Raw genomic sequence first — 10292 nt, forward strand, 5'->3', positions numbered from 1 at the left:
ATTGTCGCAGTGCCGTGCACCGATCGCGAAAACGAGAGACACCCGTCACGTGGCCCGCAAGCTCACCGAGCTCACCCCGAAGAAGAAGTGCTGCCGCAGTAAACCCCGCTGCAAGCGGTGCCCGGTGGTGCTGCACAAGGTCAGCAGGGCCGAGCGCAACGGGATCCGCGGCAAGGACCTGGAGAAGGTCTTCAAGAGAGCGCGAAAGGCCTGATCCGCGCCTGGTCAGCGGCGTACCGTGGAGGAATCCGTCAGGCAGTTTCGTGGAGAAGGTAGGCCGATATGACGGTTTACGAGGTACTGACCGTTGCCCTCATCACGGCGCTGGCCACGCTGGCCGCGCTCGCGATCTATCTGGGTTTGCTGAACTGGATCGGCGCGCTGTACGTGGTGCGGTGCTCGGCCTGTCACCACCTCGCATTCAACTCCCGGCGAGACCCGAGGGTGTCCTGCCCCCACTGCGAGCATCCGAGCTTGCTGCACCCGATCTATGCGGCGCGCCACCGCGACGCCCCGGTCCACGTGCTCGACGACCGGCTGCGGTACTAGACCTCAGCGCGGGACGTCGGGCGGGCTGATGCTGCGCGGCGGCAGCCCCAGCGCGCGCACGTGCGTCGCGATTTCGCCGAGGCTGGTGGTCCACACGTCGTCGTGACCGGCCACGTACCCGATCAGGTCGTTGAGTTCGGCTGCGCGCGAAGGTCTTCCGGTCAGAAAGGGATGGTTGGTCAGCACCCAGCAGCCGCCGACCCCGCGCAGTGCGTCGAACTCGAGCTGCCACAGTTCCCTTGCCTTGCGCGGTGATTCGATGAGCCCGCTGCCCGAGACGTCGGGCAGGAAGCAGTACTGCTCCCAGTCGTCGAGCGCCCACTGGATGGGGATCTCGACGAGGTGGTCGTCACCGACTGCGAGCTCGTAGGGATGGTCGGCGTCCATCAGGCTGGAGTCGTAGAGGAAGCCGCGTTCCACCAGCAGCGCGGGCGTGCGCCAGGACAGGTCCCACATCGGCGCCCGATAGCCCACCGGCCGCACCCCGGCGACGTCGGCCAGCGCCGCCAATCCCCGGTCCAGCGCGTCGATCTCACCCTCCAGCGACAGGCGGGTGGGCTGCTCGTGCAGATAGCCGTGATGGGCGATCTCGTGACCGGCCGCCACGACGGCGCGGATCGCCTCGGGGTAACGGTCGGCGGTGTGGCCGGGTACGAAGAACGTCGAGGCGATCTGGTGCCGCTCGAGCAGAGTCAGGATGCGGGGCAGGCCGACGAGCGGGCCGTAGGCCTGATGGCTCATCACGCTCATCCGGGCGCCCACCGACTCCCAGTCGCCCGAGGCGTCCCACAGCACCGCCGACTCGGCGTCGACGTCGAACGTGAACGCCGCCGCCGCGACCTTGCCTTGCGGCCAAGCGAATTCGGTCATCGTCCCGCCATCAGGGTGATCAGCTCGTAGGCGAGGTTCGCCGCCGCGACGGCGGTCACCTCGGCATGATCGTAGGCCGGCGAGACCTCGACGACGTCGGCGCCGACGATCGGCAGCTCCCGCATCGCGCGCAACACGGCGACCAGCTCGCGGCTGGTCATCCCGCCGATCTCCGGGGTGCCGGTGCCGGGCGCAAACGCGGGATCGAGAACGTCGATGTCGATGGACACGTACACCGGATGGTCGCCCACCCGCTCCAGGATCCGCTCGATGGTGCCGTCCACACCGATGCGGTCGATGTCGCGGCAGTGCACCACCGTGAACCCGAGTTCGGCGTCGTCGAGCAGATCGGCCCGGTCGTACAGCGACCCCCGAATCCCGACGTGCGCCGACCGGTCCTTGACCAGCAGCCCCTGCTCAGCGGCGCGCCGGAACGGCGTGCCGTGCGTGCACGGCGCCCCGAAATACGTGTCCCACGTGTCGAGGTGCGCGTCGAAGTGCACCAGCGCGAGCGGACCGTGCACGGCGTGCAGCGCCTGCAGTGACGGCAGCGCGATCGTGTGATCGCCACCGAGAAGCACCACCCGGTGGCCATCCTCGGTCAGCAACGCCGCCACGCCGTCGCGGATCTGGTCGACCGCGGCGGAGATGTCGAACGGGTTGGCCGCGATGTCCCCGGCGTCGACCACCTGCGCCGCGGTGAACGGCGTGGCGTCGAGTGCCGGATGGTAGGGCTTGAGCAGCCGCGAGGCCTGCCGGATCGCGGCCGGACCGAAGCGTGCCCCGGGTCGGTAAGTCACGCCGCTGTCGAACGGAACGCCCACCACCGCGATGTCGTAGCGCTCGACCTCGTGGCGCTGCGGAAGCCGCGCGAACGTGCCCAGCCCCGCGTAGCGGGGCACCTGCTGGGCGTCGACCTGTCCGAGCGTGCCGCTCTCGGTGCGCACATGGGATCCCTGTGCCATGGCTACTTCCTTTCGCGTCCTTTTCACACCCGCGACCGCGTGGACCCGCCGTTGCAGGACAGCACCTGTCCCACCACGGCCGAGACCTCGAAGTCGGCGAGCAGTTCCACGGCGGCCGCGATCTCGGCAGCGGATCCGATGCGGCCCAAAGGAATGCCCTGGGCATACTGGGCGTGCACGGTGGCCAGGTCGACACCCGCGGCGGCGGCGTCGACCTCCAGTTGCGGGGTGTCGGTGACGCCGGGCGCGACGGCGTTGACGATGATGCGCTCCGGTGCCAGTTCGCGGCCGAGGGTCTTCACCAGCGAGATCAACCCCGCCTTGGACGCCGCGTAGGCCGTCGCCTCCGGCCAGCCGGTGACTCCCCATTCACTGGTGATCACCACGATGCGCCCCTCCCCGTGGCGCCGCATGTGCGGGAGCACCGCCTGCACCAGGAAGAAGGTGCCGCCGAGGTTGGTGTCGACGACCGCCCACCAGTCGGCATCGTCGTGCTCGAGCAGCGGCGCCATCGTCATGTAGGCGTGGTTGGCCACCAGCACGTCCAGTCGGCCGGCGGTGTCGGCGACGGTGTCGGCGATCCGCACGCATTCGGCCGGGTCGGAGACGTCGCCGGGCACCGCGAATCCGCCGATGCTGTCGGCCAATTCGGTCAGGGCGGCTCTCTCGCGCAGATCGTTGACCGCGACGGTGGCTCCCGCGGCGGCCAACCGCCGGGCGTGGGCGACGCCCATTCCCTGGGCGGCGCCGGTGACCAGGGCGACGCGGTCTGTCAGTGACGTCGTCATATCACCGCTCCGGAGTTGACGTTGACCACGTCCCCGGCGCTGAAGCCGGCGTCGCACACCAGGTACTCGACGCAGCGGGCCACCTCGTGCGGCAGGGCGAGCCGCCGCAGCGGCAGCGTGTCCAGGTATTCGCTTGCGCGCCAGGGAGAGTCGGCCGCCAGCAGGGGCGTGTCGGTGGGTCCGGGGGCGACGGCGTTCACCCGGACGCCCACCGGGGCGACCTCCGCGGCCAGGCTGCGCACCGCGCCCAGCAGGGCGCCCTTGGCCGCGGCGTAGTGCGCGTCGTGGTCGCCTCCGCCGACGGCGAGTTCGCTCGCGATGGCCACCAGCGCGCCGCGGTGCGCCGTCAGGTCGGGCAGGCAGGCGCGCGCGAGGTTGACGAAGCCACCCAGGTGCACCCGCAGCATGCGTCGCCACGCGGTCACGCTGATCTGGTCGACCGGCGCCATCTCGTAGTGGCCCGCGACGCTGACGGCCGCGTGCACCGGTCCGAGCCGGCCGCGGACGTCGTCAACCGCCGACGCGACCGCCGCGGGATCGGAGACGTCGGCGCGCACTGCATGGTCGACTCCGTCCGCGTCGACGAGATCGATTCCGGCGACGGCGAATCCGCGGCTCCGCAACGCGTCGACGACGGCGGCGCCGATGCCACTGGCCGCACCCGTCACGATCGCCGCCGGGCGCTCGCTCACGTGTACCGCCGCGTCTCGTCGGCGGCTTCGTCGGCCGCTTCGGCCTCTTCGATGACGCTGACCGCGACGATGCGGGACCGGACGGCCGTGAAGATCACCGCACCGAGCAGCGCCAGCACCGCCACCCCGATCCACACCGACCAGTCGAGGTACCGCTGCTCGTAGACCGCGCGCGGCCAGGAGATGTTGAGCATCTGCAGCACCGCCCACACCACCGCGACAGCGCCGACCGGCAGCGCGAGACGGCCGAGGGAGAAGGACGGCGCGGTCCAGGTGCGGCGGAGCTGGACGACGAGGAACCCGATCAGCGGGAACAGGAACGCCAGGTAGAACCCGCCGGTGGTGAAGTTGACCATCAGGGAGTAGATGTCGCCGGCGACGATCGACAGCGCGAACAGCGCACCGCCCACCACCGTCGTCACCCCGATCGCCGTCACGGGCATCCGGCTGGCTCCGCCCAGCCGCGCCAGCACACCGGACGCGGGCAGCGCGCCGTCGCGGGCGTAGGCCCAGATGACGCGCGAGGCCGCGGTCTGCAGCGCCAGGAAGCTGGCCAGGAAGCCGACCACGAACAGCACCTCGACCGGCTTGGCGATGCCGGCGCCCAGGGCCGCGGTCAGGGTGTCGTAGACGGGGTCGGCCACCGATCCGGCCGTGACCGCGGCCATGTCGGGGATGGCCAGGATGATCGCGAGGCTCGAGTACGCGACGACGATCGCGATGAAGGTCAGCGAGAACAGCACGGCCTTGGGCAGATCGCGGCGGGGCTCGTGCACCTCCTCGGCGATCGCGCCCGCACTTTCGAAGCCGACGAACGAGAACCCGATGAACGCCACGGCGATCAGGAACGGCCCCGACAGGTAGGACCAGGTGTCGGCGCCGGCGCCGCCGCCGTCGAACAGCACCGACAGCGAGTTGTTGCGGTGGAACAGCAGCAGCCAGGTGCCCAGCCCGATGGAGCCGAGCACCTCGGCGACGATGCTCGCGGTCATGAAGACCTTGAGCGCGCCGCGGCCGATCAGGTTGATCACGGTGCCGCCCAGCAGGATCACCAGGGCGATGCCCGCGCGCAGACCGCCCGAGGGCGCCTCGACACCGGCGATGTTGGCGATGAACCCGGCCGCGCCCAGCGCGACCGTGGCCATCGCGATCACCAGCGTCCACATGTAGAACCAGCCGGCGAACCAGCCGTATCCGGTGCCCATCAGCCGACGCGACCACTGGTAGATCGACCCCTCCAGCGGCCAGCGTGACACCAGGGTGGCGAACACGAACGCCACCAGCAGCTGGCCGCCGAACACCAGCAGGAAGCCCCACCAGAAACTCGGGCCGGCCGCGGTCAGCGCCAGCCCGAAGATGCCGTAGAGGGCGACGATCGGGGAGATGAAGGCGAACGCGAACGCGAACGCCGACCAGAGCGAGAACTCCCGCCGCAGTGCGTACGGCGAGTCGACGCTGTCTACCGATGACGACATGTGTGCTCCCAATTCCGGTGCAGGTTGGGTGCAACTATCGATCCGCGCACCGATGATCACCAGCGCCTGTGCCGAAATCGCTGCGATCGCACCGGCCACGGGGGCTCGCATTGGAGGATCGCACAACGCAGCGCGGCCGCGATGTGACGGCGGCGTTACGCTCGGCCCCATGACCGACCCGCGGGACGTCGGCGCGGCCGCGCCGACCGTGCGCGACCTGCTGGCCGGTGCCCAGTTGGGCCTGATCGAGCCCCCGGGCGCCGCGCAGGACCTCGACCGGCCGATCAGCTGGGTGCACACCACCGAACTGCGGGATCCGGCGCGCTATCTGCGCGGCGGCGAGCTGGTCTGCACCGTCGGCGTGCTGCTGCAGACCCCGCAGGACTGCCGGACGTTCGCCGATGCCCTGGCCCGCTCCAGCGCCGCGGGCGTGTGTTTCGGCACCGGCGACGGTCACGACGACGTCCCCGCGGAGCTGCTGTCCCGCTGCCGAGCCCACGGTCTGCCGGTGCTGGTGGCGCCACAGAGCGTGCCGTTCGAGACGGTGAGCCGGTTCGTCGCCGACTACCGGCTCGGCACCGAGATCGCCATCGCGCGTGCCACCAATACCCTTGTGCCGGAGATGATCTCGGCGCTGCGTCGCCGCGAGTCGGTACGCCGGCTGCTCGACCAGGCCGGCGAGATGCTGGACTGCTACTTCATTCTCGACGAGCACGAGACGCGGCCGCCGACCGCTGACGACACCGCCGAGGCGACGGTGCCGATTCCCGAGCTGGGCACGCTGGTGTGGATCGGTCGCGGCGCCCGGCCCGACCCTGCGCTGCTGGAGTTGATCGGGCGTTTCGTGCAGGCCGCCCAGGTCGAGCACGACATCGAGGCCGCACTGACGCGCGAACGGGTGGGCCAGCTGCTGTCCCTCGTGGAACGCCGGATGCTGCTCCCCGACGCGCTGCACCAGCTGGTGGGCTGGCCGCCCGCGCCGTCGGCGACGGTGCGGTGCTCGGCCTGGCCCGGTGGCGCCGGAGCGTTGCTGTCCCTCGCGTTCCCCGACGCGCTGGTCGGCGACGCCCCCGATGTGTGTCTCGTGCTCACCGAGACCGGACCGGTGGACCCCGTCGCCGAGACGCTGTCGCTGCCTTCCGGGCACTCCGCCGAGGTGCCGATCACCGAGCTGGGCCCCGCGATCACCCAGGCCCGGATCGCACTGAGTCTGGCCCACCAGCACGGCGGCAGCATCGGTCCGGACCAGCTCAGCACGCTCGACAGCCTCATCGAGCAGCTGCCCGGCGCGCAGCTGACGCCGTTCGTCGCCCAGCTGATCGAGCCGCTCGAGCGGCTCGACCGGGACCGCGGCACCCAGCACGTCCGCACCCTGCGGGCGTTCCTGGCCGCCAACGGGTCACTGTCGGAAACCGCCCGCGAGTTGTTCCTGCACACCAACACCGTGCGCCACCGGCTGGGCCGGATCCACGAGATCACCGGACGGGACCCGCTGAGCTTCGACGACCAGACCGCCTTCGCGATCGGGCTGCGCGCGCACGACCGCTCGACCGGCGGCGTCAGCCGCGATCAGGGGTAGGACAGCAGCACCATCACCCGGCCGTCAGTCGGGGGTGGGGGGAAGGCTTCGACGTCGAATCCGTAGTACTCGACCTGGTCTTCGGTGATCTCGTCGATGACCTTGCCCTGAGTGCGGACGGAACTGCCGTGCGCGTCAGCCATCGCACCGACGAAGTCGGGCACCGACATCGACTCGGCCAGCAGCAGCGCCTGACCGCCCGACGAAAGATCAACCAGCACAACGGCTCCCGCGAAGTTGTTGCCGCCGCGCCCGGTACCGCGGGGCGCCCAGTACACCGGTTCGGACGCGAGCTCACCTTCCACCCGCCGGTATTCGCCGGGGTGCGCGGCGTCGGCGACCCGCACGACGGGCAGGGCGGCGATGGTGCGGTGCTGCTGGGCGAACATCCACCCCAGCGGGATCGCGACGATCGCGTACACCACCACCGTCAGCATCAGGACCGGTTTCCAGGCGATCTCCCACGAGAGCCGGCGCTGCGACATCCCGGTCCGGGCGACCTGCCGGTCGAGTGCGCCGCGTCCGAACCGGAAGACGTACCAGGCCAGCAGCCGGGCGATCGCCATCAGCGCGAGCACGGTCAGGCCGACGATGCCGGCCACCCGGAAGTAGAACGTGCTGTCGCCGTTGTTCTCGGTGGCGAGCACCATCGCGGCGGGGATCGGCGCAGTCAGCAACAGCAGCAGCGCATAGGAAGGGTGACTGGTCAGGTAGACGTAGTGCGCGGTCCACTGCGGGTTGCCCACTGCGACGGTGTAGTCCCCGACGTCGGCGCGCACCAGCGGCGTCCACGAACCCTCGACCACCCGGGGGCGGATCAGGCCGCGGACGAAGAAGAAGCCGGCGACCAGGGACACCGCGAGCGCCCCCCAGAAGACCGCAGGGACCGGTTCGCCGGTGCCGGGTACGCCGAACGCGCCACTGATGTCGATGAGCTTCGCGATGAAGAACGTCAGCGGCATCGCGAAGAACAGCTCCAGCAGCCACATCTGGATCAGTTGCGGGATCCGCGACCCGATGCGGTCGAAGGCCAGCACACCTCCCCAGATGAACCTCAGCACCCGCATGGATCGGGACACTAATGTGCGCTGCGCAGCGCGGGGGCGAACTTCAGGTGCGCAGCAGCGTCGACAGTTCGGGCAGCCACGCCCGGTCGGCCGGCACCCACGCTAGCCCGTCGAGGTCATCACCGGCGACCCAGCGCAACGCGCGGTGATCGTGCGGGTGCAGGTCGCCACCGGCGCGGGTGACCAGGTAGGCCCGCAGCGTCGCCGTCGTGCTCAGGGCGACGTCGACGCCCAGACGCGCGCCCACGGCGACCTCGATGCCCAGTTCCTCGTGGAGCTCCCGCGCCAGCGCGTCGGCGTCGCTCTCCCCCGGCGCCACCTTGCCGCCGGGCAGTTCCCAGCGCCCGGCGAGCTCCGGCGGCCGCGCCCGCTGCGCGACCAGCAGCATCCCCCGCTCGATCAGCGCTCCGGCGACGACAACGAGGGTGGACATGGGCAGCGACGATATCTGGACCGGTATACCGTCGAGGGCATGGCCGTGTTATCAGACGACGAAGTCGACGCCGCCCTGCCCGAACTCGACGGCTGGGAACGCGCCGACGGCGCACTGCGCCGCAGCGTGACATTCCCGGGGTTCCTCGACGGCATCGAGGCGGTGCGCCGGGTGGCCGACCACGCGGAGGCCGCCGACCATCATCCGGACATCGACATCCGCTGGCGCACAGTGACTTTCACGTTGGTGACGCACTCCGAGGGCGGCATCACGGACAAGGATGTGGCGATGGCACGCGAGATCGACGGCCTCCTCGGCTAGCGATCCAGCCCAGCGTCGCCAGCGTGGCGACGATGTAGATCAGGCCGGCCCACGCCAGGTACCAGGGCCGGGAGATCACCCAGATGGTCGGCTGGGCGAAGCTGAGCAGCCACGGCACCCCGATCAGCGTCAGCACCAGCCAGCCCCAGCCGAGCATGCGCGCGCCGCGTTCGTCGCGCAGCGGTCCGTGCAGCAACCAGATCATCAGCGGGATCAGCCACACCCAGTGGTGGGTCCAGGAGATCGGCGAGAGCAGCAGACCGAACAGCGACACGATGACCACGGCACCGAGCCGGTCGGCGGCCCCACCCACAGCGCGCCAGGCGAGCACCGCCAGCACGGCCGTCACCAGGATGCCCGCGACGACGACGGGACCGTAACCGGCGTCGTGACCGAGGATCCGGGAGATCCCACCGCGCCACGACTGGTTGAACGACGTACCGACCGGGCCGACACGCCGGGCGTCGCCGAGCAGATCGGTGAAGTAGTAGCGGGCCTGCTCGCCGACCACCGCGACCGACAGCAGGATCGTCGCCAGGAACACCACCGCGGAGAACACGACCGTCGCCCACCGGCGGGCACCGGCGAAGTACAGACCCGAGACGGCCGGCGTCAGCTTGATCCCTGCCGCCAGCCCGACCAGTAGCCCCGATACCCACCACCTGTTGCTGTACACCGCGTACAGGATGCCCAGCACCAGAATGACGTTCACCTGGCCGTAGTCGAACGTGCTGCGCAGCGGTTCGGTCCAGATGCCGACCGCGGTCCACAGCATCGCGGTCCGGCGACCACCCGGCGCCGACGAGTCGGTCAGCAGCCGCTGGCTCAGCCGCACCACGCCGTAGAGCGCCGCGACGATGCCGACCGACCACAGGAACGCCACCAGCCCGAACGGCAGCAGATGCAGCGGATAGAACACCACCGCGGCGAACGGCGGATAGGTGAACGGCAGCGGGAAGTCGGGGGTCTGGTCGGCGTAGACGTAGTCGTAGAGGGCGCCGGGGTGGTCGAGGGCGGCCGCGCCGCCGACGTAGACGTGCAGGTCGACGAAGTTGGCGCCGTTGGGCAGGAGGTAGGTCCAGGCCAGCCGGGCACCGATGCTCAGGATCAGCAGCACGGGCGCGGCGGCGGACAGCCGGTCCGCCCACCGCGAGCCGGGTGTCGCGTCGATGGTGTCGATGCCCAGAACTCTAGCGATCGGTCACCATCCGCCTTCACCTCCGTAACGGTTGCATAAATGCCACACATGTCACTTGAGTAACTCTAGTAACAGGCTAGCTTCGGGTTCAGGCATGCCACTACATCGATTGGGAGACCTCATGCACCGCACCCGGAAACTGTTCGCCACCACGATGATCGCTGCGGCAGGAGCGGTTTCGGCTGCTGTCGCCCTGAGTGCCACCGCGGCTGCGCAGCCCGCGCCTGCCCCGGCTCCGGCGCCCGCGCCCGGCGTGCCCGGTCTGCCGTTCCTGCAGCAACTCGCCGCCAACCCGGCGGCCGCGACCCAGTTGATGCAGGGCTTCGCCAACCTGATGGGCAACGCCGCCCCGGCC

General features: G+C 70.2%; 12 protein-coding genes and 1 pseudogene. 5 read left to right on the forward strand and 8 right to left on the reverse strand.

Going from position 1 to position 10292, the window contains the following annotated elements:
* The first annotated feature begins 49 nt into the window (after positions 1–49).
* Positions 50–214 carry a hypothetical protein gene (locus MCHUDSM44219_RS30300; RefSeq protein WP_109777711.1) on the forward strand — a complete coding sequence of 55 codons (165 nt, stop codon included), beginning with the start codon at positions 50–52 and terminating at the stop codon, positions 212–214.
* Between the two features lie 68 nt (positions 215–282).
* Positions 283–549: a hypothetical protein gene (locus MCHUDSM44219_RS11935; RefSeq protein ID WP_048418434.1), complete on the forward strand. Its 267-nt coding sequence runs from the start codon at positions 283–285 to the stop codon at positions 547–549.
* Positions 550–552: 3 nt separating this feature from the next.
* Here MCHUDSM44219_RS11935 and MCHUDSM44219_RS11940 read toward each other — a convergent pair whose 3' ends face one another.
* The 5 genes from MCHUDSM44219_RS11940 to MCHUDSM44219_RS11960 are packed head-to-tail and all read right to left on the reverse strand — an operon-like array spanning position 553 to position 5339.
* A complete protein-coding gene (locus MCHUDSM44219_RS11940; protein WP_048418435.1) occupies positions 553–1419 on the reverse strand; it encodes a polysaccharide deacetylase family protein in 867 nt (288 codons plus the stop codon).
* Positions 1416–2384: an agmatinase gene (gene speB, locus MCHUDSM44219_RS11945; protein ID WP_048418436.1), complete on the reverse strand. Its 969-nt coding sequence runs from the start codon at positions 2382–2384 to the stop codon at positions 1416–1418. Before speB ends, MCHUDSM44219_RS11940 begins: the two co-directional genes overlap by 4 nt.
* 23 nt (positions 2385–2407) lie before the next feature.
* On the reverse strand, positions 2408–3172 hold the full coding sequence (locus MCHUDSM44219_RS11950; RefSeq protein ID WP_048418437.1) for an SDR family NAD(P)-dependent oxidoreductase: 765 nt from the start codon (positions 3170–3172) through the stop codon (positions 2408–2410).
* Positions 3169–3864 carry an SDR family NAD(P)-dependent oxidoreductase gene (locus MCHUDSM44219_RS11955; RefSeq protein WP_048418438.1) on the reverse strand — a complete coding sequence of 232 codons (696 nt, stop codon included), beginning with the start codon at positions 3862–3864 and terminating at the stop codon, positions 3169–3171. Before MCHUDSM44219_RS11955 ends, MCHUDSM44219_RS11950 begins: the two co-directional genes overlap by 4 nt.
* Positions 3861–5339 (reverse strand): amino acid permease, encoded by a 1479-nt coding sequence (locus tag MCHUDSM44219_RS11960; protein WP_048418474.1) that lies wholly within the window; start codon positions 5337–5339, stop codon positions 3861–3863. Before MCHUDSM44219_RS11960 ends, MCHUDSM44219_RS11955 begins: the two co-directional genes overlap by 4 nt.
* A 169-nt stretch (positions 5340–5508) precedes the next feature.
* On the opposite strand from MCHUDSM44219_RS11960, the gene MCHUDSM44219_RS11965 reads away from it, so the two are divergent.
* On the forward strand, positions 5509–6918 hold the full coding sequence (locus tag MCHUDSM44219_RS11965) for a PucR family transcriptional regulator (RefSeq protein ID WP_048418439.1): 1410 nt from the start codon (positions 5509–5511) through the stop codon (positions 6916–6918).
* On the opposite strand, the gene MCHUDSM44219_RS11970 is transcribed toward MCHUDSM44219_RS11965, so the two are convergent.
* Together MCHUDSM44219_RS11970 and MCHUDSM44219_RS11975 are read right to left on the reverse strand one after the other, a co-directional pair.
* Positions 6909–7985: a hypothetical protein gene (locus tag MCHUDSM44219_RS11970; protein ID WP_048418440.1), complete on the reverse strand. Its 1077-nt coding sequence runs from the start codon at positions 7983–7985 to the stop codon at positions 6909–6911. The genes MCHUDSM44219_RS11965 and MCHUDSM44219_RS11970 overlap by 10 nt on opposite strands.
* A 43-nt stretch (positions 7986–8028) precedes the next feature.
* Complete coding sequence (locus tag MCHUDSM44219_RS11975; RefSeq protein ID WP_048418441.1) at positions 8029–8418, reverse strand: (deoxy)nucleoside triphosphate pyrophosphohydrolase; 390 nt, start codon at positions 8416–8418, stop codon at positions 8029–8031.
* 39 nt (positions 8419–8457) lie between these two features.
* Between MCHUDSM44219_RS11975 and MCHUDSM44219_RS11980 the strand changes: the two genes are divergently transcribed.
* The gene (locus MCHUDSM44219_RS11980) at positions 8458–8739 is read left to right on the forward strand and encodes a 4a-hydroxytetrahydrobiopterin dehydratase (protein ID WP_048418442.1); all 282 of its coding nucleotides are present in this window, start codon (positions 8458–8460) and stop codon (positions 8737–8739) included.
* On the opposite strand, the gene MCHUDSM44219_RS11985 is transcribed toward MCHUDSM44219_RS11980, so the two are convergent.
* Positions 8687–9925 (reverse strand): mannosyltransferase, encoded by a 1239-nt coding sequence (locus MCHUDSM44219_RS11985; protein WP_413783600.1) that lies wholly within the window; start codon positions 9923–9925, stop codon positions 8687–8689. The two genes, MCHUDSM44219_RS11980 and MCHUDSM44219_RS11985, sit on opposite strands and share 53 nt — an antisense overlap.
* A 133-nt stretch (positions 9926–10058) precedes the next feature.
* Between MCHUDSM44219_RS11985 and MCHUDSM44219_RS11990 the strand changes: the two are divergent.
* Positions 10059–10292, forward strand: a pseudogene (locus tag MCHUDSM44219_RS11990) (hypothetical protein); the annotation flags it as partial.

Source organism: Mycolicibacterium chubuense (assembly GCF_001044255.1).
Taxonomy (GTDB): Bacteria; Actinomycetota; Actinomycetes; order Mycobacteriales; family Mycobacteriaceae; genus Mycobacterium; species Mycobacterium chubuense.

Bases quoted from the DNA above. Each gene is read 5' to 3' on its own strand.
- MCHUDSM44219_RS11960 (WP_048418474.1), bottom strand. From the start codon at position 5,339: ATGTCGTCATCGGTAGACAGCGTCGACTCGCCGTACGCACTGCGGCGG.
- MCHUDSM44219_RS11935 (WP_048418434.1), top strand. From the start codon at position 283: ATGACGGTTTACGAGGTACTGACCGTTGCCCTCATCACGGCGCTGGCC.
- MCHUDSM44219_RS11940 (WP_048418435.1), bottom strand. From the start codon at position 1,419: ATGACCGAATTCGCTTGGCCGCAAGGCAAGGTCGCGGCGGCGGCGTTC.
- MCHUDSM44219_RS11975 (WP_048418441.1), bottom strand. From the start codon at position 8,418: ATGTCCACCCTCGTTGTCGTCGCCGGAGCGCTGATCGAGCGGGGGATG.
- MCHUDSM44219_RS11970 (WP_048418440.1), bottom strand. From the start codon at position 7,985: ATGCGGGTGCTGAGGTTCATCTGGGGAGGTGTGCTGGCCTTCGACCGC.
- speB (WP_048418436.1), bottom strand. From the start codon at position 2,384: ATGGCACAGGGATCCCATGTGCGCACCGAGAGCGGCACGCTCGGACAG.
- MCHUDSM44219_RS11980 (WP_048418442.1), top strand. From the start codon at position 8,458: ATGGCCGTGTTATCAGACGACGAAGTCGACGCCGCCCTGCCCGAACTC.
- MCHUDSM44219_RS11950 (WP_048418437.1), bottom strand. From the start codon at position 3,172: ATGACGACGTCACTGACAGACCGCGTCGCCCTGGTCACCGGCGCCGCC.
- MCHUDSM44219_RS11965 (WP_048418439.1), top strand. From the start codon at position 5,509: ATGACCGACCCGCGGGACGTCGGCGCGGCCGCGCCGACCGTGCGCGAC.